Raw genomic sequence first — 25941 nt, forward strand, 5'->3', positions numbered from 1 at the left:
GTAGTCTCCTGAGATTGTAGGTTTGGGTTATAACGATGGCTTTATCTGCGTCAGCAATTGACGTAATTCACGCAATAGAATGTCTTCCTGTTCTTCCAATACTGTGCGGGGGTCTAAAACGATATGGTCATTTTCAATGCGTGCGACAATAGGATAAGGGCGATGGCGTAGCCATTTGAGAGCCTGAGAAGGAGACTTCACTCCAAGCGCAAGCACATATGTGGGCAGGGTTTCGCCGGGGAGACTGCCCCCGCCAATCGTAGAACGACTCTCAATTACGCTCCCTACCTGTAGAGCGGCTTGCCAGCGATTGGCTCTGGCCTTAAGGGTTTCGGCGGATTGGGCAATCATGTGCCAGACGGGGATGGCTTGCTCCCAATCACCCTTTAAATAGTGCAGCAGGGTCGCAGAGAGAGCAACCAGTGTGATCTTGTCAGCCCGTACCGCGCGCGCGAGGGGATGGCGTTTGATTTTTTCGAGCAAATCTTTGCGTCCCAGGATGATCCCGGCTTGGGGCCCGCCAAGCAGTTTATCACCCGAAAAGCACACCAAATCGGCGTTGGCAGCCAGGGATTCTTGAACCATAGGTTCATGTGTCAGATCATATTTGGCGGTATCCACCAAGGCGCCAGATCCCAGGTCATCTACAAGCGGGATCTGATAACGGTGGGCCAGATTCGCTAACTCAGTTAGGTCGGGTTCTTCGGTGAAACCGATGATTCGAAAGTTGGAGTGATGAGCCCTAAGGATTAAGGCGGCCCCACTCTCTTGCAACGCTCTTTCGAAGTCCTCAATCCTAGTGCGGTTAGTAGTACCGACCTCAATCAAGCGCGCTCGGGATTGGTGTAGAATTTCGGGGATGCGAAAGCCACCTCCAATTTCGATAAGTTGGGAGCGGGCGACGAGAACATTCCGCCGTGCTGCTAATGCGCTGAGCACGAGCAAAACGGCAGCCGCGTTGTTGTTGACCACCAGAGCGTCTTCTGCACCGGTCAGTTGAATTAGCAATTGGGTGGCATGGAGGTTTCGCGATCCCCGGCGTCCGGTCTCGAGGTCAAATTCCAGGTTGCAGTATCCCGGTGCAATATGGGAGATGGCTTGCAGGGCGCTGGGACTTAGAGGGGCACGTCCCAAATTTGTGTGCAGGATGACTCCGGTAGCATTGATCACCGGCTTGAGCGAGAGGGTAAACCAGGTATTGAGCAAGTTCTGGGCCTGGGTTAGGATGGACTCAGGGGTGAGATCAACGATTTTCCCATGGATAAGATTATTACGCAGGGTGTTTAGCGTCTCCCGCAGGGCTTTTAAGGTCATCGTGCGACCGAACGATTCGATAAGCCAAGCGGTTGTAGATAAATGGAGCAATTGATCTACAGAAGGAATTTGGCGTGGGTCAGGAGTCATGTGGGGTATCATGAGGGCGCCATTGCGCGCGTTCAATAAGGCGGAGCGAGAATTCAAGAATGAAAACACCTAAGAATAAGATCATGCCTAACGTGAGGGTAAGAACCCGTTCCAATTGCAACCAGGCGAGTAAATCAAAGATAATGCCCATCCACAGGGCCTCGCGGACGAGAGTACCTGTTGAGGGTAGTGAGTTGCTTGAGGAAAAGCGCCAATTCAGAAAATAGACGATGGGAAGTGCAATTCCGGTGACCCCCAGAGTGCTCAAGAAAAAGAATAACCACCGCGGTAGTAGTGTGGGTAACGTTTGGGTGATCACCAGGGTTAATCCACCTAATCCTAACGCGCCTAAGATAAGAAAAGGTACGAAAATCTCAGAGAAAGGGGGGAATTGTTGACTTCGATTCACGTCTTAAACTCCTTCTCCGAAAAGATTATAACGCACTTCGAGTTAACGTTTAGACCTTGCAAATAAGGAGTTTTGTAGTAGAATTCGCTGCAACAATTAAATAGCCAGAGCCGTTCTCTGGCGCTCATCCAGAGAGGTGGAGGGACCGGCCCGATGAAGCCTCGGCAACCGCTGAAGATCTCAGCAGGTGCCAATTCCGGCAGAGCCCGCGAGATCGCGGCAACTCTGGAAGATGAGAGCCTGTTTCTTGCCATCAAGGCCTCTCTTATCCAGAGAGGCTTTTTTATTAGCGTGAGGAGTTCCTATGAACGAACAACACACACATCGCAAGTTCACAAATCGGCGTTATCTGGATGCTCTGGGCGAGCGGGTGCTGATTTATGATGGTGCTATGGGCACCAATTTGCAAAAAATGAACCTGACCCCAGAGCACTTTGGGGGTGAACGGTATTTTGGGTGTAACGATTACCTGGTGATTACCTACCCACAAGCGGTGGAGCAGGTTCATAGGTCATTTTTGGATGTAGGTGTGGACGTCATTGAAACCTGCACGTTCCGTTCAAATCGGATAACCCTGGCAGAATATGGATTGCAAGATAAAGTGATCGAAATCAATCAACGAGCGGCTCAACTGGCCCGACGGCTTGCTGATGAGTATAGTACCGAGGGGTATCCGCGCTTTGTGGCCGGCTCGATGGGACCGACGGGAAAATTGCCCTCGATGGATGACCCCGAACTTTCCAACATTAGTTTTGACGAATTGGTGGATGTGTTTCGAGAGCAGGCTGTTGGGTTGATCCGTGGCGGGGTGGATGTACTTTTGATCGAGACCTCTCAGGACATTCTGGAGGTTAAGGCGGCCATTTTGGGGATTCAGAAAGCGTTTGAGGAAACCGGCATTTATCTCCCGATTCAAGCCCAGGTGACGTTAGATACCACCGGGCGCATGTTGTTAGGGACAGATATCTCTGCTGTACTGGCAATTCTGGAAGGTTTAGCGGTGGACGTGATTGGTCTCAATTGCTCCACCGGGCCGGATTATATGCGTGAGCCTATCCGTTATTTGGGGGAACATTCCAGCCTACCGGTTTCGTGTATCCCGAATGCGGGCTTGCCGCTTAATGTGGACGGCCAGGCGGTTTACCCGCTGGAGCCAGAGCATTTTGCCGAGGAACTGGCCGAATTTGTCGAAAAGTATCACATCAACGTTGTCGGCGGTTGTTGCGGCACGACCCCCGCGCACCTCAAGCGTTTGATAGAGCGTCTGGGACGGCGTCCGGCGCCTCCACGCCCAATCTTGAACATTCCTCAGTTGGCCTCGGCGATCCAGGCAATGCCAATGCTCCAGGAGCCCAAACCCTTTCTGATCGGGGAACGCCTGAACACGCAGGGGAGTCAGAAATTCAAGCAATTGATTCTTGAGGAGCGTTATGACGAAATTTTGACTTTGGCGCGCCAGCAAGTCAACAGCGGGGCACATGCGCTAGACATTTGTGTTGCCCTTACCGAGCGCGGCGATGAGGCAGAGACGATGCGCAAGGTGATCAAACGCCTTGCTCCGCTTGTGCGGGTGCCGTTGGTGATTGATACCACCGAGCCTGAAGTCATGGAAGTGGCGCTTAAAACCGCCCCCGGACGGTGTATGTTGAACTCGACGCATCTGGAAGGGGGGCGAGCAAAGGCAGATCGCGTCTTTGAGTTAGCCAAGCGCTATAATGCCGCCGTGATCGTCCTGACCATAGATGAGAACGGCATGGCAAAGACCGCTGAAAACAAACTGGCCGTGGCTAAGCGCATTTACCAGATCGCCGTTGAGGAGCACGGCTTACGTCCGCAGGATTTGGTGTTTGATGCGCTGACCTTCACGTTGGCAACGGGGGATCCGGAGTTTGCCCGTTCGGCGATTGAAACCCTTGAAGGTATTCGTCTCATCAAGGCCGAACTTCCTGGTGTGTTAACATCCTTGGGGATCAGTAATGTGTCCTTTGGCTTAGCGCCGCGAGCGCGCGCGGTGTTGAATAGCGTGATGCTTTATCATGCCGTGCAGGCTGGGTTGGATATGGCAATTGTCAATCCGGCTCACATCAAGCCTTATGCTGAGATACCGGAGGAAGAACGCCGGCTGGCTGAGGATGTGATCTTCAATCGTCATCCGGAAGCCTTGCAGCGTTTTATTAGCTTTATGGAGAGCACTGCTGCCGAGGGGACCGAAAAGCGCGAGAGCGAACAAAGTGCACTAGGGGAGAAAACTCCCGAGCAACGCTTGCATTGGCGTATTTTGCATCGTCAAAAAGAGGGGGTTGAACAGGATATTGATGAGATCATTCAGCGAGAGGCGCCGCGCTCACAGCATGAGGTTGCTGTGCAGATTTTGAATCAGGTGCTTTTACCCGCGATGAAAGAAGTGGGGGACAAATTTGGAAGTGGCGAATTGATCCTGCCGTTTGTGTTGCAGTCAGCAGAGGTGATGAAAAAAGCAGTTTCTCATCTAGAGCGTTATTTGGAACGCAAAGAGGGTGTCAGTAAGGGGCGCATGGTTCTGGCGACTGTTTACGGTGATGTCCATGATATCGGTAAAAACCTGGTTAAGACCATTTTATCCAATAACGGCTATGAGGTGATTGATCTGGGCAAACAGGTGCCGGCTGAAACGATCATTTCTAAGGCCGTAGAAGTTCAAGCCGATGCTATTGGCCTAAGTGCTTTGTTGGTTTCTACCAGTCGGCAGATGCCCTTGATCGTCAATGAACTTCATCGCCGCGGCTTGAAGTTCCCGGTGCTGATCGGCGGGGCGGCGATTAACCCGCGCTTCGGACGGCGCATCTTGCAGACCGAGAGCGGTGAGTTTTATGAGCCGGGCGTCTTTTACTGTAAAGATGCCTTTGAGGGTCTGGAAACCATGGATGCACTAATGGAACCCGAAGCGCGCCAGCGTCTGCTTGCACGTATTCGCGCCGAGGCAGAGATGGAACTGGGACGGCAAGTACCATCCACAGCACGGGCTGGTGTGCGCCGTTCGAATGTGCCACTGATTGAACGCATTCCGCGCCCGCCCACTTGGGGTGTACGGGTGGTGCGTCAAATGCCCTTGGAAAGCGTCTTCCAATGCTTATCAAAAAACGAATTGTTCCGGCTTTCATGGGGAGCGAAGAACACCCACGGTGAAGCCTGGGAACGCCTGTTGGCGGACTATGAAGCCAGATTAGACGCAATGCGCCGCGAGGCTCTGGTCGAAGGCTGGCTTAAACCCCAGGGGATTTATGGCTACTGGCCAGCTCAAGCGGATGGAAACGATTTGATCATTTATGATCCGGCCAGCGTGCAAGCCGGCTCGCCCGAAGAAATGATGCGTTTCACCTTCCCACGCCAAAGTATGGGTGAATTTCTTTGCCTGGCGGATTATTTTGCGCCGGTGGATTCTGGGATTATGGACGTTGTTGCATTCCAAATCGTTACCGTGGGACAAATGGCTACTGAGCGAGTTGAACGACTGCAATCCCAGGGGCTTTATACAGAGGCGTATTTTACTCACGGCTTAGCTGTGCAGATGGCAGAAGCAACGGCGGAATACCTCCATCGCCATATTCGGCGCGAGTTAGGATTGGCTCCGGATCAAGGAAAGCGGTATTCATGGGGATATCCGGCGATCCCCGATTTAGCCGATCATCGCAAAGTGTTTGAATTGCTTCCGGCAGAAACAGAACTAGGGATGAGTCTAACGGCGGCGTATCAACTGGTGCCAGAGCAGTCCACGGCTGCCATTATTGTCCACCATCCTCAGGCTAAATATTTCAATATCGGTGAGAGCCGTATTGAGCAATTGATGCGGGCTCAAGAGGGGTAGGTTGCGGATGAGACGAGAGGCGTTTTTTGAATGGCTTTCTTCCCAAGGACGCCCGATTCTAGCCGATGGGGCGATGGGAACATTACTCAATCAGCGAGGGGTCAAATTTGAGGAATGCTTTGATCTGCTAAATCTACAAAAGCCGAATTTGGTAGCTGATATTCATCGCGAGTATGTGGAAGCAGGTGCTCAGATTATTCTCACCAACACCTTTGGTGCCAACCGTTATAAACTGGCCCAGCATGGTTTAGAGGGCCAGGTTTCACGCCTAAATAAGGCGGCGGTTGATATTGCGCGGCAGGTGATTTCATCGTCCTCACATCAGGTGTTGATCGCCGGGGATGTGGGGCCATTAGGGGTACGCTTAGCGCCATTCGGGCGGGTGCAACCCGAACAAGCGCGGACGGCATTTCGGGAGCAGATTGAAGCCCTGGTTGCGGCAGGGGTGGATTTTATCGTTATTGAGACTATGGCTGATCTTTATGAGGTGCGTGAAGCAGTGCTGGCGGCGCGAGAGATTGACCCTGAAGTGCCGGTGGTGGCTTCGGTCACCTTTACCCGCGATGATCGCACCTTGTTGGGTGATGACCCGATACGAGTCGCCCGATATATTCACGAATCCGGCGCCGATGTGATCGGGATCAATTGCTCGGGAGGTCCCAATCAGTTGCTTCGCATCCTCAAACAGATGCGCTCTGCCGTTCCCGAAGGACGATATTGGGTTAAACCTAATGCGGGGTGGCCGGAACGCATGGGGGATCGCATCATGTACCCAGCGGCTCCCGACTATTTCGGCGATTATGCAGTAGCCTTTTGGAAGGCTGGGGCTGCGGTAGTGGGTGGGTGCTGTGGAACAACGCCCGAGCACATTGCAGCCATGAATAAGAAATTGCAGGAAACAGATCTCACCACTTACGAGAACGGTCTCAGTATTACCATTGTCGAACGCGAGGAAGGCATCGGAGGGGTGCAACAACCAACGCGGTTGGCCCAACGTCTGGCAGAGGGAAAATTTGTCATTGCTGCCGAGGTGGACCCTCCGCGCGGGCTTTCCACACAAAAATTGCTCGCTGGGGTGCGGTTGTTGAATGAAGCCGGTGTGGATGTCATCAATGTAGCGGATAGCCCAATGGCGCGGATGCGGATGAGCCCTTGGGCTGTTTGCCGTCTTATTCAAGAAGAGGTGGGTGTAGAAACCGTCTTGCACTTTCCTACCCGTGGGCGGAATCTCCTCCGTGTTCAAGGGGACCTGTTGGCAGCCCATGCGTTAGGGGTACGTAATGTGTTTGTAGTCATGGGTGACCCAACGGCGATTGGGGATTATCCCAACGCCATGGATAACTACGATTTGGTGCCCTCAGGGCTAATTAAGTTGATCAAACAAGGTTTTAATACCGGTGTTGATCATGCGGGCATGGATATCGGCCAACCCACATCGTTCTTTGTGGGCTGTGCACTCAATCTAAATCCTCCAGACCCAGAGGCAGAAATAAAAAATCTGCGGCGAAAACTGCGTGCGGGAGCCGACTTTATCATGACCCAACCCATTTTTGATCCTGAAGCTGCGCGCGCGTTTCTGGGGTATATTCATGAGGTGTTAGGCGGGCTGAATGTACCTGTTTTAATCGGGATTCTGCCCCTGGTGAGTGAGCGACATGCGGCCTTCCTACATCATGAGGTGCCAGGTATCACTATTCCGCATGCGATCCGACAACGTGTGGCAAACGGAGGGGAGAAAGCCGCTCGTGTCGGGATAGAAATTGCGATAGAATTAGCCTTAGCGGCGAAATCTTTTGCGCAAGGCATTTACCTGATGCCGGCGTTCAATCGTTTTGACTATGCCGCCGAAATCATTGAAAACGTACGGAAAGGTGGTTGATCCCTTTTATGCTCCTGACCATTGACGTCGGCAACACTAATCTCACCATTGGTCTTTTTGAGGGCACAAAATTAGGGGCACGATGGCGTCTGGCTACAGACCATGAACGTATGCCAGACGAATATGGGCTTCAAATGTTGGGGCTTTTACAACATGGTGGGTGTTCACCGGCACAATTAGATGGCATTTGCGTGGCTTCGGTGGTGCCGCCATTAACCCCGCGAATCTTGCAGGCTTGTCGCAACTACCTTAGTGAGGATATATTGGTGATTGATGAGACCGTTGAGACGGGGATCAAAATCTTGTATGAAGACCCTCGTGCTGTTGGGGCGGATCGTATTGCCGACGCTGTTGCAGTTTGCGCCTTATATGGTGGACCGGCCTGTGTAGTAGACTTTGGTACGGCGACGACTTTTGATGCGATCACCGCCGAAGGTGAATACCTGGGCGGGGCGATTGCACCCGGTATCGGGATTGCAGCAGAAGCGCTATTCATGCGGACGGCCAAATTGCCGCGGGTAGATATTCAGGCGCCGCCGTCGGTTGTCGGGCGCAACACCGTGCATGCGATCCAGTCGGGATTAGTCTATGGCTATGTGGCTTTGGTGGAGGGGATGGTCGAGCGTTTTCGGCGAGAATTGGGGCCGGACATGAAGGTTATCGCCACAGGAGGGTTGGCTGAAGTGATCGCAAACCACACCAATGTGATTCATCATTTTGCTCCCTGGTTAACCCTGGAAGGGTTGCGTATCTTATGGGAGAGAAATCGCTCGCGCCATGAGTAATCCCGTATCTAATCGCCGCATTGTTTTGGGGGTAACAGGTTCTATTGCCGCATATAAAGCCGGAGAGATTGCATCTCGGTTAACTCAATGGGGCGCCCAGGTGGATGTTATCTTAACCTCAGGAGCCCTACATTTTATAACGCCGCTGACATTTCAGTCCCTAACCTCGCGTAAGGCTTATACCGATGATGATCTATGGGGAGGCGAAGGCCATGTGACCCACGTGGGATTGGGGCGTGGTGCTGAACTAATTGTGATTGCCCCGGCTACAGCCAATACTCTCTCCAAGTTGGCGTACGGTATTGCTGACAATCTCTTGGTGTTGACCGTACTTGCTTCTCAATGCCCTTTGCTAGTAGCGCCAGCGATGGATGCCGGGATGTTTCAGCATCCGGCCACTCAGGAAGCTGTTAGGATTTTGGAACAACGTGGCGTGATGTTTATCGGGCCAGCAGAGGGACGTTTGGCCTCTGGTCTGGTTGGGCGTGGGCGCATGGTAGAGCCGGCCGAGGTACTGGCGGCTATCCGTTGGCGGTTAGGACGTTCAGGACCTTTAGCAGGTCGCAAGGTGGTTGTCACTGCTGGCGGTACCCAGGAACCGATAGATGCGGTGCGGGTGATCACCAATCGTTCTTCGGGCAAACAGGGGTACGCACTTGCCCAGGCAGCGCTAGATGTGGGGGCTGAGGTTGTTTTAATCACAACCTCAACAGCACTAACACCACCTTATGGGGCTCGGGTGATCATGGTGCGAACCGCTGCTGATATGCTGGAAGCGGTACTCCGTGAAATCCAGGATGCCGAAGCCTTGCTAATGGCTGCCGCCGTGGCTGATTTTCGCCCACGAGTTGTCCACGGACAAAAGATAAAGAAGGAAGACGGCATCCCCGCATTGGAATTGGAGGCAACCCCCGACATCCTAATGGCCGTTGCCGAGCAGCGGGCTCAGTTGGGTTACCCGCGGCGGGTGATCGGCTTTGCTGCCGAAAGTGATGATCTCTTAATTCATGCTCAGGAAAAACTCCAACGCAAGCGCTTAGATATGATTGTGGCTAACGATATTTCAGCTACGGATGCTGGCTTTGAGGTGGATACAAATCGGGTAACTCTATTGTTTGCTGATGGACGCATACAGGCACTGCCACTGATGAGTAAGGAAGCCGTAGCGGAAGCCATTATCCAGCAACTGGTGGCTATGCTTACATAAATTATTGGGGTGTTCATCCATGCGAGTATTAATTATTTCAGACGTTCATGCTAACCTCCCTGCTTTGGAAGCCGTGCTCAAGGACGCCGGTTCGGTGGATGCGGTTTGGTGTTTAGGGGATTTAGTGGATTACGGGCCAGATCCGAACGAATGTGTAGATCTTGTTCGACAGCAACCTCATCTAGTGTGTTTACTGGGTAACCATGATGCGGCGGTGTTGGGGAGACTGGATCTTTCGTTTTTTAACCGCGAGGCCTTAATTTCGGTGCAGTGGACACAACAAGCTCTGAGCGAGGACACGCGACAATTTTTAGAGCAATTGCCGGACCGCATTGTGGTGGAGCCTTGCACCTTGGTTCATGGTAGCCCACGTAATCCGCTATGGGAGTATTTACTGGATTTGAGCGTCGTGGCAGCTAATTTCGCTCATTTTGATACAACGTATTGCTTGGTTGGGCATACGCACATTCCGGTGATCTTTCACTACAATGGTGAATGGATTGAATGGGTAATACCCAAAGATGGAGAAACGGTGTCTTTGAAAACGCCAGCGATTGCTAATCCCGGTTCAGTGGGGCAACCACGAGATCATGATCCTCGTGCGGCATATGCCATTTTTGATCCCGAGATTGGAACATGGGAATTCCATCGGGTTGAGTATCCGATTGACCAGGTTCAAGAGCGCATTATCAAAGCCGGATTACCTACCTATCATGCGCGCCGGTTGAGTGAAGGCGTTTGAAGTAGGGAACTTTGGGCGCTAAAAAACGTCTAGTAAGTAGCCACCCTACTTGGAAGAGGAGAAGATGAGATGAAAGCACAAATGCGCCCAATTCCAATGGTTGTCTTGATCTTAGGGCTGTTTGTTTTGTTGGCGTGTGCTCCAAAGAGTGTTGCTCCACTTGAAAGTGTCGCGCCAGGAGAGCGCGGTGCGGCCAACGCCGGGAGCATTGCAGCACAGCCCACAATGGCGCCGCTAGCAATGGATAAGATGGCTTACCAGGGAGCGGTAGAAGTAGCTCCAGAAAGCCCGGCTGGTGACCGAATGGTTATCCGCTCAGCAGAACTCTCAATTGTGGTGGGAAATCCTGCCCAGGCAATGGAGTCCATCATTCGTCTGGCGAGTGAAATGAAAGGGTTTGTGGTCAGTTCTAGTTTGTATCAGACCCAAACTCCAGAAGGGGCTCAGGTGCAAGAGGGAACCATTACCATTCGTGTCCCTGCTGAACGGCTGGATGAGGCGCTTGGGCGCATTCGTGCCTTGGTTGAAAACCCCGACACCGATATTCTCTCTCAGAACATTTATGGCCAGGATGTCACTAAAGAATACACCGATTTGCAATCACGGTTACGTAACCTGGAAGATGCGGCAGAACAACTGCGAAAGATCATGGATACGGCGACCAAGCCCGAGGAAGTACTTCAGATCTATAATGAACTGCGCCAGGTTAATGAGCAAATTGAGGTTCTGAAGGGCCAGATCAAGTATTATGAGGAATCAGCGGCAATGTCAGCGATCACCGTAACCCTGCGCGCTAAGGAAGCCGTTGCGCCGATCACCATCGGTACCTGGAAGCCTGAGGGGGTGGCACGGGACGCTATCCGCGCCTTAATTCGCGCTTATCAAGCGCTGGTCAGTGGTGCCATCTGGCTCGTGCTCTTCTGCCTGCCGGTGGCTTTACCGATTGCGATTGTTGGATGGTTGATCTGGCAGGGATTCCGCCGCTGGCGACGGACGCGAAAACAGATGCCAAAATCCGAGGCTAAACCGCCTGAGTCATAAATCATTCGATCCGGTGAGAAGGTCGTGATTGCCCGGCAATAGAATAAGCCGGGCAATCCTTTTGAGGCTGATTACCAAGCCATTGTCAGGGTTACGCCAGAAGTAGAAAGGCGAACTGGAAAACCATAAATATGAGGCAAAATTTTCCGCCCCTGGAGAGGGGTCTCATCTAATCGAACTTGCCAAGGAGACAAGGGTAGGTAAAAATAGGCGTTGCCTTCGGCTTCGTGGTGGATATCAATACGACAGGTTAGGAAAGAGGTTTCCACCTCCCAGGTTTTGACCTCAAGACCCTGACTAATGTGAAGTGTACTTCCAACCCAGGCTGGTTGTTCGGAGCGAAAAGGATATGCAGCCAAGAGGGCAATGCCATGGGGTGGGAGCAGGGGAAGCGTAAGGGAAGAATTGTCTTTCCATTCGTAGTGGCGGTCGTTCCAAAAATCATGTACCAGGTAGGTTTGTTGGGGATCTAGGTGATAACGCTGGTGTGTGAATTCAGGTGTGATGGGTTGATCATCCCAATTGATGAACGCCAATAGGTGCCATTCACCGAGGGCACCTTTCAAATCCAGGCGGAGGTGGGCAGGATATTCGTTCTCTAGCAGGTCTATTACCTCAGGGGATGCTTCGATTAATGGCAAGAGCGCTTGGGCAATCTTGAGCCGTTCAGGCGGAAGAGTGGTCAGGTTATCTGAAATTAGGAATGAACCGCCGCTGAGGGCTATCACGCTGGCTAGAGTTTGTACTTCCGCCAGGCTCAATTTAGTTGGGCCAAGGATTAAGCAATCAGGGTCATTGATCCACCAACGGCGGTGCAGGGGAGCGCGGGTAAGGGTGTTGCGGATGGCGTTGACCGCGGCGGGCATATGGGGTTCGCCGCGGAAAAACCATCGGTGTCCAAGATACTCGGGTTGCCAGGATCCGCTGATATCGGCACCAATGCGCGTGGCGTTAACAAGCCCAAGTACGGATCCCAATGGAGCTCCGCAGCCTAAGAGAAACGTCTCATCGCCAGCGGCTTGGCGTAAGGTCTCCATGCCGCGGCGTAATACCTGCGCGCGGGTTAGGGTGGGATTGCGATAGCGACCGGGTAGGGCGGCGGCGTAGAGAAAATCGAGTTTAAGGTAGGGGAATCCCCACTTGTGAACTGCAGTATCTATAATTTGGGCGGCGTAATCCAGTGCTTCAGGAACAGTGAGATCGAGTGCGGTGGCAAAGGTGTTCCAAACAAAGCCGGCATTCACTGGGCGGCCTGATGAGCGACGCAGAAGCCATTCTGGATGCTGACGAGCCAGTTGTGATCTGGGATGGACGATGAACGGGGCCAGCCATAATCCGGGTCTCAATCCCGCACCTTTGATCTCTTGAGCCAGTGGGGCGACACCTTGAGGAAACGAGGCCTTGAACGTTGTCCAGTCCCCGACCTGCGTCTCAAAACCGTCATCAATCTGAACCAGTTCAAGTGGTAATTGGGTCTGCCAAGCCTGAATCTGTCTCAGATTTTGGAAAATGTCCTCGGCTGAAAGTTTCGTGTAGTAATAATACCACGAGCACCAACCCCGCGGACTGGATGGAAATTGCTCTATCTGATGAAAAGAGGCAACGGCCTCGAGATAAGGGGAGAGGGGTAACTCGTGGTCGGTGGTAAAGGGATATAGCATAAACCAATCGGTTTCCATGCTTTTCCCGGGATCCAGGCGAGTGTGATCGCCGTTTGCCCAAACCTGCAAGTGTGGTTGAGGGGTGATTGAGAAAGCCAGACTACCAAAGTGGTGTTGTTGGGAAAGAAACCCCGCCACTAATCCCAGATTGTCCTTAGGGGAGAATAAAACGGTAAAGAAATCGCTACTAAAATGCCCGGATTGGCGAAAGAGGGGTGTGCCCGGATTGACCACCATGGGATTCTGGAAAGGCCCTAAGCGTGAACGCGGCATGGTTGATGTGGCACTTAATGCCGCAGTGTATGACCAGGATTGCCAGCCGTTGAGATAGAAACGTAGATCTTGAGGGGAAGAACCAAGAATAAATTGGCGTTTGGGGTTATCGTTACCCAAATCGAGCAATCTAATTTGGTCTATCCAGATGGGTTCACGACCTTGGTTGTGTAAACTGAGATGCCAAAGGGCCCAATACCCATGATTGGCTTGAGCCAGCACGAGTATGGCTTGAAGTCCCGCAGGTGGAAACGATGCGACGAGTGTCTCTATAATTTCACTGTCTACTCCTGGAAGATCAGGAGGGTCGTTGAGAGTAGGTACAGAGCGAAAATTTTGAGGCGCCCAGAGGTGTGATTTCCCATTCCATTGGAAGTAAATTTTTAGTCTGACGTTTTTTAGTTGAAAAAAGGGCTCATCCTGGGTACGAAGGGAAAAATACCCCTCGCGCGGCACAATCTCCCAGGTCAAGCGTCCTGGATACAATCCCGGCATGAGATGCTCCTGCTTTAGTTTAGGTCATAAGCGGGGGAGGTAAATTCCGCTCTGTTTTTGGTACTTGCCTTTTTTATCCGCGTAAGAAACCTCGCACACTTCATCGGCCTCAAAGAAAAGCACCTGGGCAATGCCTTCATTGGCATAAATTTTAGCCGGGAGGGGGGTGGTGTTCGAAATTTCCAGGGTGACATATCCCTCCCATTCGGGTTCAAAGGGGGTCACATTAACGATAATGCCACACCGGGCATAGGTGCTTTTCCCCAGACACACAGTGAGCACATTCCGTGGGATGCGAAAATATTCCACAGTTCGCCCCAAGGCAAAAGAGTTCGGGGGGATGACACATACCTCCCCTTTGAAGTCCACCATGGATTTGGGATCAAAGTCCTTGGGATCCACCATGGCACTGAAGACATTCGTAAAAATTTTGAACTCATCAGCCACCCGAATGTCATACCCATAGGAAGAGAGGCCGTAGGAAATGACCCCTGAGCGCACTTGGTGATCCACAAATGGCTCAATCATGCCATGTTCGAGAGCCATCTTGCGAATCCAATGATCTGGTTTAAGCCCCATCGGTGTACTCCTCTCACGTATAGATTTTTAACCCCGAGTGGTCGAGGGGAAGTGCCTTAATCTGGGATTTGAAGCCCTCCGCGATCGCGTAGTAAAGCGCGGACTTTCTTCAGGCTTTCTGCGGCTTGGTTTTCTATCGCGCCAATTTGGTCGAGTAAAGGTTGTGAAAGCGAGAGATCTAGGCCACTCAAGTTAATGCGGACATTGTACCCGGCGCACGTGATGGCACTGTGCGCGAGGGTTGCGGCTGATGCGGCGTCGGTAATGGCATTAAGGTTGCCCAAAGCAGCGACCTGATAGGCTAGTTCCATGACTGAAAAAGTGGTCTGGGCTACCTTTAGAGGTACTTCGGCAGCATGAAGATTGGCTTTCTGAAGTGCTTCTTGCTGAGCAGATTCCTGCTCGGGCGTTTCTTTAGGCAGTTTTAGCGCTGCCATGACGGTTTCAAAAGCCTGTGCATCTTCCTCGACGGCTTCAAGGAGGGTATGGCGTAAAGCCTCGGCTTCTTCTAAAATTTGCCACATTTGAGGCTTGACGTGCTCATATTTTTTCTTGCTGAGAGTTAGGCGTGCCACCATGGCCACCAACGCGGCCGCCATCGCGCCAGTAAATGCCGCAGCCGATCCGCCGCCGGGGGTGGGGGTAGGTGCGGCTAGGGCTTCGAGAAAACTGGTTTCCTGTGGCGGTGCTGTCTCGCTGCTTTGGGTTCGCATGACCTCGCTAAGGCGATTTTCTAAAATCTGTGACGGTTCAAATCCGTCTAATTGGAGATACCAGATTGCGGAGTCATTGAGCGCTTCCTGGGGGATAAGGCCGACGAGTTCACTATGGTGTACGGCTACCCCATAACGTTCACACTCGCGACGAATCATTTCCATAACACGGAAGACCGGCGTTTGACGGAAGTTGGTAAGATTCATGGATACCTGGGCTTTGCCCTCTACCATTACCCCCATTGCCTTGACGTAGCGTAAACCGCCATTTGAAAATCGAATCGCACGGGCGATCTTTTGGGCAATAGAAACATCACTTGTGTTTAGATAGACATTAAATGCAATCAGGGGATGACGAGCACCAATAACCGTAGCACCGGCAGGTCCCACACGGCGAGGTCCAAAATCCGGTTCTCGTTCGGGGTCGGTAGCGATTTCCTCTTTCAGAGCCTCATATTGACCGCGCCGGATATTTTCGAGATTAACTCGTTCAGGTCGGGAAGCGGCTTCTTCGTATAGGTAAACTGGAATCTGAAGCTCTTCTCCTACCCGTTTACCGAGCCGGCGTGCCATTTCGACGCATTCCTGCATGGTGATATCCTGGATCGGGACAAAGGGGACTACGTCGGTCGCGCCGATTCGGGGATGAGCGCCGGTATGTTTGTCAAGATCAATCAGTTCGGCAGCGCGAGCGATAGCACGGAAAGCAGCTTCTTCCACGGCTTGTGGTGAGCCGACAAACGTGATGACAGTGCGGTTGTGGTCAAAATCGGAGTGGCGGTCTAGGATATATACATTGGGGACGGAATTGATGGCTTGGATAATGGCTTCGACAACTTCGGGTCGGCGGGCTTCGGAGAAGTTGGGGATGCATTCGACGAGGGGCTGGGTCATAGGCATGCCTCGGGAAAGGGGATTGGATATATTATAATCGTCGTTGAGGTCACTAACGGCTTAAGAAAGGTTGGTGAGAAATGTGCGGTCGTTTTACACTAACGGTGGACGCTGAGCAATTGGTGCTGTCCTTTGGGCTAAAGGGGATCCCAACGGATTGGCGACCCCGTTACAACATTGCACCCACCCAGCCGGTTTTGGGGTTACGCGACGGCGAAATGCGCCAAGCAGAGTGGTTTCGATGGGGATTGATCCCCTCCTGGGCAAAGGATCCTGCCATCGGGAATAGGCTGATTAATGCCCGTGCCGAGACCTTGGATGAGAAGCCAGCGTTTCGATCTGCTTTTGCTTCCCGGCGTTGCCTTATTCTGGCGGATGGTTTCTATGAATGGCAATCTGCTGAGGGAAAACGGTCGCCCTCAAATCCTTATCTCTTTCGTCTAAAAGACGGTTCACCATTTGCCTTGGCAGGGTTGTGGGATACATGGTGGAATGAAGCCGGTGAAACAGTTATCTCATGCACGATTATCACTTGTCCAGCCAATGAACTGGTGGGAAAGATTCATTCTCGGATGCCGGTTATTCTGGATCGCACTCAATGCTGGGGATGGCTCGAGACACGTGGTCTCTCGGATTTAAAGGCGCTCTTAAAACCCTATCCGGCGGAGAATATGATGGCCTATCCCGTTGAGCGTGCTGTAAATAATCCTGCTGTGGATGACCCCGTTTGTATCCAGCCGGCAGAGAGAGGATGAATATTACGTCCCATTTGGCTTGACCCAATGCCTATCCTTGTGGTAGAATTTGTCCGCGCTGCCCCCATCGTCTAGGGGACTAGGACGCAGCCCTTTCAAGGCTAAAACGGGGGTTCGAATCCCCCTGGGGGCACCAGATGATCACGCAAATGGCGTGATCATTTTGTTTTAGAGACGTGAACGATAAGAACGAATTCAGCCTTGCGAGTTTTCAGGGTGTTGATGACGCTGCTCACCGAGCCGCGGAGAATGGTTTCTTGAGGCAAGGTAAGGTCTAGGGCTAGGGTGATGGGTATTTGATCGCCGAAAACCTGTGCGATTTCTTGTAACAAGGTAATCAGACGGTAAGGGGTATCCATGAGTATAATGGGCATGCCTATGGTTTTGAGTCTTTTTAAGGCCTGACGACGTTCTTCAGGCTTGCGAGGTAGGAAGCCCCCGAACACAAATTGCTCCAGGGGGACATCGAGCACGGATAAAGCTGCCATGAGCGATGAGGGACCGGGGACGGGGATAACTCGAACCCCGGACGCAACAGTCTGATGAATTAAAAGCGCACCAGGATCAGAAAAGACTGGGGTGCCGCAATCTGAAATAAGTGCAAAGCGTTTCCCGCTTTTTAACTGATCCACCAGGGCAGGTGTTTGTTGGGCTTCGTTATGTTCATTGAGCGGGTAGAGGGGTTTTTCGGGTAAATTCAACTGACGCAACAATCGCCTGGCGTTACGAATGTCCTCACAAATAATGCCATCTGCCTGGGAAAGAATCTCGATCGCCCGCAGCGTTATGTCTTTGGGGTGACCCAACGGTGTGGCTACGACATAAAGGATGCCCGCTTCCTGCATGATTTCGATTATACCCGTTGCCTTCGTCAGAGATGTGAAAACATGTTATATTTGGTGACGTTATCCTACAAAGTGAGGAATACGCGATGACACTGGCTTTCATGGAAGACCTAAATCCTGTCGTGCAAGCCTTGTTGGCAACGCTGTTCACTTGGGGGATTACCGCCTTAGGGGCTGCGGGTGTTTTCTTGAAACGCGAGTTAAATCGTAGACTGCTGGATGGAATGTTAGGGTTTGCCTCTGGGGTAATGATTGCGGCAAGTTTTTTCTCGCTCTTGAAGCCTGCGATTGAGATGTCACATGATATGGGAGTGCCCGGTTGGTTACCAGCGGTGATCGGTTTTCTTCTTGGTGGGGCATTTCTTTATTTAGTGGATCGTCTTTTACCCCATTTACATATTGGCATGGCGATGAATTCCGCAGAGGGGCTGAAGACGTCCTGGCAGCGGAGCGTATTGTTGGTGTTGGCAATTACTCTCCACAATTTTCCCGAAGGACTAGCTGTAGGAGTAGCCTTCGGCGCTGCCGCAGCGGGGATTCAAGAGGCAACCTTGGCGGGTGCTGTGGCGTTGGCGGTTGGGATTGGGCTCCAAAATTTTCCCGAGGGGTTGGCGGTTTCAGCCCCCTTGCGGCGAGAAGGTATATCGCGATGGAAAAGTTTTTTCCTGGGACAACTTTCTGGCATTGTGGAGCCTCTGGCGGGTATCATCGGGGCACTGGCAGTGTTTATGGTGCGTCCATTGTTACCTTATGCCTTAGCGTTTGCTGCCGGAGCGATGATTTACGTCTGCGTTGAGGAATTAATCCCTGAAGGCCATTCCGGAGGGCATTCTGACGTGGTTACCATTGGGGTGATGTTGGGCTTTGCGCTCATGATGATGCTGGATGTTGCGCTGGGGTGAGGCGTGCTTATGCGTTTAAGCCGGGTCACACGGAATACATTGTTAGTAGGCGGATTTTTCGCTTTAGATAAGGTGGCCGCGTTCATCCGTCAGGTGGTGATTGCGCGCCAGTTTGGCCTATCTGAAGCTTTGGACGCCTTTAATGTGGCTAATAATGTGCCTGATTTGTTATTTGCCTTAATCTCAGGTGGGGCTCTGGCAATGGCTTTCATCCCTGTGCTAACCGAAACCCTTACTCAACACGGAGAACGACAAACCTGGCAATTATTCAGCCGTATTGCCAATTTGGCGTTTATCGTTACCGGGTTACTGGGCGTATTAGTGGGTGTTTTTGCACACCCTTTGGTCACTTGGGAACTGGGTATTGCGCCTGGTTTTGGTGCGGAGCAACAGCGTCTTGTAATTACCCTGATGCGGCTCAATCTAATTGCTACAGTGATTTTCTCACTGAGTGGGTTAGTCATGGCCGCGTTGCAGGCTCACCAGCATTTCCTGCTACCAGCGATGGCACCACTTTTTTATAATCTGGGTCAAATTTTTGGTGCTGTGATATTAGCACCGGAACATGGTATGTCTCTGGGAGGGATGACCCTTCCGGCTCTGGGCTTGGGGGTACACGGTTTGGTTTATGGTGTGATCCTGGGGGCTTTGCTCCATTTAGGTATTCAAGTGCCAGGTTTGATACGATACCAATTTCGCTGGCAGGCTGGATTGGGATTGGGGAGCCCCGAGGTGCGCAAGGTGCTACGGTTGATGGGACCGCGTTTACTTACGGTCTTATGCATTCAATTGATCTTTATCGTGCGCGATAATTTGGCGTCTCGGTTAGCGACAGGTGCAGTTACTGCCCTCACATATGGTTGGATGATTTTTCAAGTGCCAGAAACATTGATCGGGACGGCTTTGGGTACCGCCCTTTTGCCCGCCCTCTCTGAACAGATGGCACGAGATCAGAGCGAGCGTTTCCGCGATAGCATCCAGAGAGCAGTGCGGGTTTTAGTGGCATTGACCCTCCCTTTAACGGTAGTCTTGGGCTTGGGAATGCGCCCTGTTTTAGAGATGGTGTTTGGCTTTGGTAAAGAAGGTACGGACTTGCTATGGCGAGTTTCGCAAGCCTACTTGCTGGGGTTATTGGGGCAATGCATCGTAGAAATTATGGTGCGGGCTTTCTATGCACGGCAAAATGCATGGGTTCCATTGGCTGGGGCAGGAATTACCTTGGGTGTCTACGTCCTGGCTGGGACGCAATTCTATCGCTGGTTAGGGGCACCGGGGATCAGTCTTGCTGATGCGCTGGCCTTTTCGATAGAGGCGCTCATCCTGACCCTGTGGTTGACCCGGACCTTAAATCATCGCATCATGGTTACGCCAGTGGTTCTGAGAGCGGTTATAGCAGCGTTTGTTGGTGGGGGTGCTGTTCTTTTTGGACAAAGTTTGGTTCAGGTAGGGAATTCTCTGTGGGGGGCGATAGCTCTAATGGGAGTGGGAGGGATATTGGCTTCGCCCTGGATATGGCAAGAATTGCGGTTGTTAATTCACTTGTGAGCGCAGTTTAACCCTACGGTATAATATAGGCCATGATGACAGCGCACAGTGACGAGAACATTAATAAAAACGCACGTGAAGTAAATGAAGTGGCAGAAGAACCAATAAGCCAGCGTAGAACCCGATGGTGGGTCTGGGTTTTACTGACATTGGGAGTAATTGTTGTATCTGGCCTGCTAGGCGGATGGTTGGGCTACCAGGCCAGTTTACAAGACCGGTTGGCAGAAGAGGAAAATCAGAAAGCCGTTGTCGCTGCTACACAATATCAATTGGGTGTGGCAGATCTGGCGGCTGGTCGTTTTGATTCAGCACGTAAACGCTTTGAATATGTCCTCTCGCTCAAGCCAGATTTTCCAGGCGCGATGGAAGGCCTGGCTCAGGCGATGATGGGACTGACCTTGCAAATGACCCCTACCGCTACCCCCACTCCCACTCAAGAACCCACGCCGGATACGCGTAAGGAAGAAGAACTATTTGCTCAAATTCAACAAGCCCTCTTAAACAAGGACTGGCAAACGGCGATTGACACGATCGAAGTGCTGCGCAAATTGAATCTCACCTATCGAGCGGTAGATGTAGACGGCATGTATTATCTAGCCTTGCGCAATTTGGGGGTGAAGAATATTTTAGAAGACGGATTATTAGAGGTGGGAATTTATAATCTCACCCTGGCAGAACGATTTGCGCCGCTGGATGTAGATGCTCAAAACTATCGCATTTGGGCGCGGCAGTATCTCTCCGCTGCAAGTTTTTGGGGGGTGGATTGGGCGCGGGTGGTAAATTATTTCTCTCAAATTTATCCCGCTTTGCCTAATTTACGCGATGGTTCGGGCATGACAGCTACAGAGCGTTTTAGGATTGCTTCGATAAAATATGCGGATCAGTTGGCAGCCCAAGGTCAATACTGCGAGGCGCAACTACACTATGAGAACGCCCTCGCCATTGCGCCCGACCCTCAGGTGCAGCCCACGCTTGAGGCAGTGAGAAATTGGTGTGCCAATCCCCCCGGTGTGGAACCGACTCCAACCGAAACCCCTACACCTGGAACCGCGACTTTACCGGTTCCTTCGGATACACCTACCCCTGAAACAACTCCCACATCATGAGTGCAGAAATTCCCTCCTGGGCTTTGACCTTCACCTATTGGTTGCATATGGTGGCGACGGTGGTTTGGATCGGGGGAATAGTGGCGATTAATCTTATTGTTGTGCCTTTGTCGCGGTCTATGCTCACAGAAACCGCTTACTTTTCGTTTTATGAGCGGTTATTACAGCGTTTGCAAAGCATTGGATGGGTTGCCATAGCGATCTTGACTGCTACCGGATTGTTTCAAATGAGCGCTCATCCGGCCTATCAGGGCTTTCTGGTAATTGAGAATACCTGGGCAGTGGCAATTTTCCTGAAACACATCGCCGTGGCGGGCATGGTTTTCGTGAGCATAGGGATGACCTGGGGAGTGATGCCCCAATGGAAACGATTGAATTATTTGCTTTCCATGGGGAGAATAGTGGATGAGGCGAGTAGAGAGCAATTATACCGTCGCCAGACCCGGCTTTGGCGGCTTAATTTAGCGTTCTCGGTCCTGGTGTTATTGCTCACCGCCTGGGCGAGGGTATCTTGAAGATCTAAGGAAAATCGGAAGGACGGGGGGCGGTGTAAAAAGCATAGGGGGCGTCTGGGTAATAGTGCCAGATTTTTCGCGCGGAAAATTCGTGTGCTAAGGCGTTATCGGTTTCTTCGCCGCGACTAATGGTGAAAAGGAAAGGGCTGTCCATAAAGGGGCTGCTTAGGGTCAGAAGTGTCCCGTATTCACGCCAAGATTCGCGAATGTGGACGATCACCAGCGCCGGTGTGAGGGCTTGAGCGGAGGGGGATTCAAATGGGGCGAGTTGTGATCGCGAGGCACCGTAGAGTCCGTGTAATTGCCCCAATCTCTGGGGGAGGTAAAACCATAAGTTTGCAAGGATTAATCCCATGACCAGGGCTGTGACAGTGCTAAACCGCAAGTATCCCAGCACACGTGTTCGCAAGGGTTGTAATAGGCTGGGAAGTTTACCAGCCAAAGCAGTGATTCCAGCCGACGTAAGCAGAGTGGCACCGATCATGCCTTCATAGTAATAACGCGGCCCTAACACCCAGGCACCAATCCAGTAAAAACCATAAGCCAAAATTAGGCTTATTCCGAGGGCGATAAGCAACCAAGCGGAACGATTCTTGCGTAAAGCGAATGCACCGATTGGCATAAAAAGCCACGAGAGCCGTCCCCAGCCGAAAAGATCGCTGCTGCCGGCGCGCAGACTAAATTTTGTGTTAACCCAAGCGTAGTAGATTTGATGACCATCAGGGTGTAAGCCGATTCCGGGGCCAAAACCAACCCGATCATAGGGCCACCACAGGGTGTAGGGATTCAGCCAGGGGTTGCCTGTAAGGGCGTATTGCCATAGGAATAAGAGCGAGGCAATTCCCCCGGCTGTAGCGCCAATGATCAGGACACGTCGGCGTAGTACTCCCTTTCCCCGAATGAGGAGCCATAAACCGTGGGCAATGAATGGCACGGCAATACCTAAAGCGGTTAACGGACGGGTCAGGGCAAGCAGTCCCAAACTGAGCCCGGCCAGGGGGACGGTTAAAATCGCTGAGCGAGAGGATGGGACGGTTGCATCCAACCAGGCAGAGACAAAGGTTAAGGTGAGGAAGAAAGAAAAAGTATGTGAGAGCAGGGAGCCAGCATTCATCAGGAAAAAGGGGGACGTGGCTGTTAGCAATGCTGCTAGCAACCCTTCTATCGGGGTCGTAATTTTACTCACCAGCCGAAAGGTTAACCACGTGCAGGCCATAGCCAAGAATACATTCAGCGTGGTTAAGGACCCTAAGCGCAGGGCAAGGGAAAGCGCGGCAGGCCACCCGGGTGGATACTTGCCAAAACGGAATCCATTGTAATCTACTACAAAGGGGACCAAAAAACAGCGCGGGTATGAAGGCGAAGGTACTTTGATTTCACCTCGTGCCATGACCTGCGCTTCCCACAAGTACGCATATTCATCTTCAAGATGGGGAACGCCCTCAAAAGTATTGGTGGTTACCGCCAAGGTTAGACCACCTGCTAGTAACGCGGTGCCAAGCGCCAGAACAAGGATCCAACGTGAGTGGGCACGCATAACTCGTTTGAGAGGCTAGGAAGCAGGATGTGCAATCAAGTCATTGGGCAATGCGCTATCTACTGTAACCCTTATCATTTCGCCGGGTTTGAACTGTCCGGGGATCAACACCAGCCCGTCAACTTCGGGCGCGTCACGATACGACCGTCCAACGGAAAGGTCTTGGTTGGCGCCCTCTATCAGCACTTCCAAGTGCTTGCCGATCAGAGATTGATGAATACTAAGAGAAATCTGTGATTGAAGTTCCATCAGCCGGTTATAACGCGCTTGTTTGACCTCAGGGGGAACAGGGTCGCCTAAGGGCTCACTGGCTGTACCGGGTTCAAACGAGAATGTGAAGGCACCGACTCGATCCAACCGCACCTCGGCCAGGAAATCGAGCAAGGTCTGAAATTCGGCCTCGGTCTCTCCAGGGTAACCAACAATAAAGGTGCTACGAATGGCCAGGTCAGGCATAGCGCGGCGCATTTTTTCTAAGGTGCGATAAACCCAATCAATATTCGCTGGACGGCGCATTTTGCGTAAGATATCCGGATGGGCGTGTTGAAGAGGGATATCCAGGTAATGTACGATTTGGGGCTGGGACGCCATCAATTCAATCAACCGGTCGGAGATTGCGCCAGGGTAGGTGTAGAGAAGGCGGATCCAGGGAATGTCGGGTACGGTTTTGACCAAATTTTCGAGCAGTAACGCTAGCCCGTCTTGTAATCCTAGGTCGTGGCCGTAATCGGTGGTGTCTTGAGCGATTAAAATCAGTTCTTTGACCCCGGCGGCCTGAAGTTGACGCGCTTCTTCGAGGATCACGTCCATCGGGCGACTAACCAAGGTGCCTTTGATCAACGGTATAGCACAAAAGGCGCATGGACGCCGACAACCATCGGCGATTTTAAGATAAGCGCTGGTGCCTTGTATCGCGGCTCGTAATACGCCACGTTCGTCACGACCTACAGTAGGGGTGTCAGGTAAATGGTAAAGCGGTTGTGGAGGATGGGCATTTAAGCGTTCGACCAGGTCTAAAATATCCATCCAGCGCCGTGTGCCGAGCATGCCATCAAGACCGGGCACATCGCGGGCAACTTGTTCGCGGTAGCGCTGAGTCAGGCACCCCGTCGCAATGAGGTATTGTCCCTTACGCTTTTTTCGGGCTAGCATGGTAAGAGTTTTAATAGATTCCTCTCGGGCGGGCTGGATGAATCCACAAGTATTCACAATGAGGAATTGGGCTTGGCGGGGATTGTCCACGGCTTCATAACCAGCGCGCTGGAGCAGTGCGGCCATGGAGTGCGAGTCCACGGTATTTTTGGCGCAACCTAGGGATACTAGATAAAACGTTTTTTCGCTCATGGGATCAAAGGAGTAATGGAAGGCGTTGGTTGAAGGGGTGTGGGTGTAGGAGTGGACGTCGGTGAAGGAGTAAAAGTTGGTGAGGCTGTAATTTGTGGGGTAGGGGTTACAAGCCCCTCTGCGGTGAAAATCCAGCGTATTGGCTCTCCCATGGCACCTGGGTTTCCAAGGTCGGATTGATTGAAAACAAGTCGAACGCCGGCGCCGTTACCACAATTAAATTCGATACGCTGTTTGGCGCCAAAAGCGTAGGCTTGCCCAGGGATCGTACGCCCCTCGAATACGATTTTGTCATCGGCAACCACTCGCATCCAGACCCGCAGTTGGGCGATCACGTTGAGTTGAAGTGGCGCGTTGCTAATGGCGGTAGGTAGGGCATTGGTAGGGGTGGTTTCGACTGCAACCAGGGCTTCGGTATTTTCAGGAACGACCGCCGTAATCTCTGTGGTCGGGCTTGGGGAGGGTGATTGAGCCAGGGTAGTTGGTACTTGGGCTAAAACCTCGGCAATGGCCGGTGGGGTGGACTGGGTGCGGGCTTTTTGAGCGGCGGAGATGCGCAAGGCTCCCCAAATTGTAAACCCAAGCAATGAGAGAATGAAGAACAATCCCATGATTAAGTCAGGGGAGAGAATGCGTCGCCAAGGAAGATCTCCTTCGCGGGGTTTAGTCTCAGCGTGTGGATTTTCATGAGTAATCGGTTCTTGAGGATGTTTTCCGGTTCGCTCCAAACGCCGCACTTGCAAAGCCTCGGCGAAACGCAAAAGGATCTGATCCTCGTTCACGCCCAGAAAGTTGGCATAATTTTGAAGCAAACCCCTGGCGTGGACCAGTGAGGGTAATTGGTCCATTTGGCCGCTTTCAAGTGCGGCGAGGTGGCGGGAGCGAATATGCGTGGCGGAGGCAACTTCTTCGAGGGTTAGGCCTAAACGCTCCCGTTGGTCTTGCAAAGCGCGCCCGATCTCGCGAAAGATTTGTTGGGATAATGATTCTGGTTGAAGATTCTCCGTCTTTATTTGGTTAGGTTCTGAAGTGGGGGTTGAAAGAGGCGGTGCTTCCGGTTGGGAGGTTTCTACAATAGTAATCGAGGGTAAAACTTGCTCGGATTCAAGCGGATACAGAGAAGAGTTCGAATTAGACGCAGGGGTTTCGGTTTTTCCTTCCCAAAGGTCGAGCAGGGGTTGTACGGGGATCTTTAAATAATTGGCATAAAGGCGCAAAAAGCCCCGGGCTTGGACCAGGGATGGGAGACGATCTAGATGATCGCTCTCCAAGGCCTCTAAATAAGCCAAACGAATGTGGGTTGCCTGAGATACTTGTTCCAGCGAGATGTTGCGCTCAGTCCGCGCCTTTTTTAGAAGTGACCCAACCGAATCGGTCATAGAATCCTGTTCTTCAAGTCCAAAAAAAGACCGGCCTGACAGCACAGAGCTGGTTCTGGCCGGTTAGGTGTGTTACTACAACTCATG

20 protein-coding genes, 1 tRNA gene and 1 riboswitch are annotated in these 25941 nt (G+C 52.1%); of the genes, 12 read left to right on the plus strand and 9 right to left on the minus strand.

Annotated features, from left to right (window positions below; translation table 11 throughout):
* Positions 1-27: 27 nt before the first annotated feature.
* A complete protein-coding gene (gene selA, locus QYE77_RS00355) occupies positions 28-1404 on the minus strand; it encodes an L-seryl-tRNA(Sec) selenium transferase (RefSeq protein ID WP_315623162.1) in 1377 nt (458 codons plus the stop codon).
* Positions 1394-1813, minus strand: coding sequence for a hypothetical protein (locus tag QYE77_RS00360; protein WP_315623164.1), 420 nt, complete (start codon positions 1811-1813; stop codon positions 1394-1396). Before QYE77_RS00360 ends, selA begins: the two co-directional genes overlap by 11 nt.
* 121 nt (positions 1814-1934) lie before the next feature.
* A riboswitch (SAM riboswitch) is annotated at positions 1935-2052 on the plus strand.
* Positions 2053-2117: 65 nt separating this feature from the next.
* Here QYE77_RS00360 and metH point away from each other — a divergent pair.
* From metH to QYE77_RS00390, 6 genes are all read left to right on the plus strand, one after another.
* Positions 2118-5657 carry a methionine synthase gene (gene metH / locus QYE77_RS00365; protein WP_315623165.1) on the plus strand — a complete coding sequence of 1180 codons (3540 nt, stop codon included), beginning with the start codon at positions 2118-2120 and terminating at the stop codon, positions 5655-5657.
* 7 nt (positions 5658-5664) lie between these two features.
* On the plus strand, positions 5665-7536 hold the full coding sequence (locus QYE77_RS00370) for a bifunctional homocysteine S-methyltransferase/methylenetetrahydrofolate reductase (protein ID WP_315623166.1): 1872 nt from the start codon (positions 5665-5667) through the stop codon (positions 7534-7536).
* An 8-nt stretch (positions 7537-7544) separates the two neighbouring features.
* Positions 7545-8321, plus strand: a complete 777-nt coding sequence (locus tag QYE77_RS00375) for a type III pantothenate kinase (RefSeq protein ID WP_315623167.1) — start codon at positions 7545-7547, stop codon at positions 8319-8321.
* Positions 8314-9528 (plus strand): bifunctional phosphopantothenoylcysteine decarboxylase/phosphopantothenate--cysteine ligase CoaBC, encoded by a 1215-nt coding sequence (gene coaBC / locus QYE77_RS00380; protein WP_315623169.1) that lies wholly within the window; start codon positions 8314-8316, stop codon positions 9526-9528. The genes QYE77_RS00375 and coaBC overlap by 8 nt, the downstream gene beginning before the upstream one ends.
* Before the next feature lie 19 nt (positions 9529-9547).
* The gene (locus tag QYE77_RS00385) at positions 9548-10270 is read left to right on the plus strand and encodes a metallophosphoesterase family protein (RefSeq protein WP_315623171.1); all 723 of its coding nucleotides are present in this window, start codon (positions 9548-9550) and stop codon (positions 10268-10270) included.
* A gap of 69 nt (positions 10271-10339) precedes the next feature.
* The gene (locus QYE77_RS00390; protein WP_315623172.1) at positions 10340-11311 is read left to right on the plus strand and encodes a DUF4349 domain-containing protein; all 972 of its coding nucleotides are present in this window, start codon (positions 10340-10342) and stop codon (positions 11309-11311) included.
* Between the two features lie 71 nt (positions 11312-11382).
* Here QYE77_RS00390 and QYE77_RS00395 read toward each other — a convergent pair whose 3' ends face one another.
* Genes QYE77_RS00395 through ftcD form a run of 3 tightly spaced genes read right to left on the minus strand, consistent with a single transcriptional unit; the run spans position 11383 to position 15926 of the window.
* Positions 11383-13740, minus strand: a complete 2358-nt coding sequence (locus QYE77_RS00395; RefSeq protein ID WP_315623173.1) for a glycoside hydrolase family 36 protein — start codon at positions 13738-13740, stop codon at positions 11383-11385.
* 24 nt (positions 13741-13764) lie between these two features.
* Positions 13765-14319, minus strand: a complete 555-nt coding sequence (dcd, locus tag QYE77_RS00400; RefSeq protein ID WP_315623174.1) for a dCTP deaminase — start codon at positions 14317-14319, stop codon at positions 13765-13767.
* A gap of 56 nt (positions 14320-14375) precedes the next feature.
* The gene (gene ftcD / locus QYE77_RS00405) at positions 14376-15926 is read right to left on the minus strand and encodes a glutamate formimidoyltransferase (protein ID WP_315623175.1); all 1551 of its coding nucleotides are present in this window, start codon (positions 15924-15926) and stop codon (positions 14376-14378) included.
* A gap of 80 nt (positions 15927-16006) precedes the next feature.
* On the opposite strand from ftcD, the gene QYE77_RS00410 reads away from it, so the two are divergent.
* Entirely contained in the window at positions 16007-16681 is a 675-nt protein-coding gene (locus QYE77_RS00410) for an SOS response-associated peptidase (RefSeq protein WP_315623177.1), read from the plus strand.
* A 60-nt stretch (positions 16682-16741) separates the two neighbouring features.
* A tRNA-Glu gene (locus QYE77_RS00415) sits at positions 16742-16817 on the plus strand.
* Between the two features lie 22 nt (positions 16818-16839).
* Here QYE77_RS00415 and rsmI read toward each other — a convergent pair.
* Positions 16840-17526, minus strand: a complete 687-nt coding sequence (gene rsmI, locus QYE77_RS00420) for a 16S rRNA (cytidine(1402)-2'-O)-methyltransferase (protein WP_315623179.1) — start codon at positions 17524-17526, stop codon at positions 16840-16842.
* Between the two features lie 86 nt (positions 17527-17612).
* Here rsmI and QYE77_RS00425 point away from each other — a divergent pair, with 86 nt between their 5' ends.
* From QYE77_RS00425 to QYE77_RS00440, 4 genes are read left to right on the plus strand one after another with little or no spacing between them, the layout of a single operon-like run.
* Positions 17613-18428 (plus strand): ZIP family metal transporter, encoded by an 816-nt coding sequence (locus QYE77_RS00425; protein WP_315623181.1) that lies wholly within the window; start codon positions 17613-17615, stop codon positions 18426-18428.
* 9 nt (positions 18429-18437) lie between these two features.
* Positions 18438-19973 (plus strand): murein biosynthesis integral membrane protein MurJ, encoded by a 1536-nt coding sequence (murJ, locus tag QYE77_RS00430; protein WP_315623183.1) that lies wholly within the window; start codon positions 18438-18440, stop codon positions 19971-19973.
* 32 nt (positions 19974-20005) lie between these two features.
* Complete coding sequence (locus QYE77_RS00435; RefSeq protein ID WP_315623185.1) at positions 20006-21079, plus strand: hypothetical protein; 1074 nt, start codon at positions 20006-20008, stop codon at positions 21077-21079.
* Complete coding sequence (locus QYE77_RS00440; protein ID WP_315623187.1) at positions 21076-21594, plus strand: hypothetical protein; 519 nt, start codon at positions 21076-21078, stop codon at positions 21592-21594. Before QYE77_RS00435 ends, QYE77_RS00440 begins: the two co-directional genes overlap by 4 nt.
* Positions 21595-21598: 4 nt before the next feature.
* Here the strand turns inward: QYE77_RS00440 and QYE77_RS00445 are convergent, their stop codons facing one another.
* Genes QYE77_RS00445 through QYE77_RS00455 form a run of 3 tightly spaced genes read right to left on the minus strand, consistent with a single transcriptional unit; the run spans position 21599 to position 25854 of the window.
* Positions 21599-23131 carry a hypothetical protein gene (locus QYE77_RS00445; protein ID WP_315623189.1) on the minus strand — a complete coding sequence of 511 codons (1533 nt, stop codon included), beginning with the start codon at positions 23129-23131 and terminating at the stop codon, positions 21599-21601.
* Between the two features lie 15 nt (positions 23132-23146).
* Entirely contained in the window at positions 23147-24475 is a 1329-nt protein-coding gene (gene rimO, locus QYE77_RS00450; RefSeq protein WP_315623191.1) for a 30S ribosomal protein S12 methylthiotransferase RimO, read from the minus strand.
* On the minus strand, positions 24472-25854 hold the full coding sequence (locus QYE77_RS00455; protein ID WP_315623193.1) for a RodZ domain-containing protein: 1383 nt from the start codon (positions 25852-25854) through the stop codon (positions 24472-24474). Before QYE77_RS00455 ends, rimO begins: the two co-directional genes overlap by 4 nt.
* Between the last annotated feature and the right edge of the window lie 87 nt (positions 25855-25941).

The sequence above is a fragment of the Thermanaerothrix solaris genome, assembly GCF_032334255.1.
Lineage (GTDB): Bacteria > Chloroflexota > Anaerolineae > Anaerolineales > Anaerolineaceae > Thermanaerothrix > Thermanaerothrix solaris.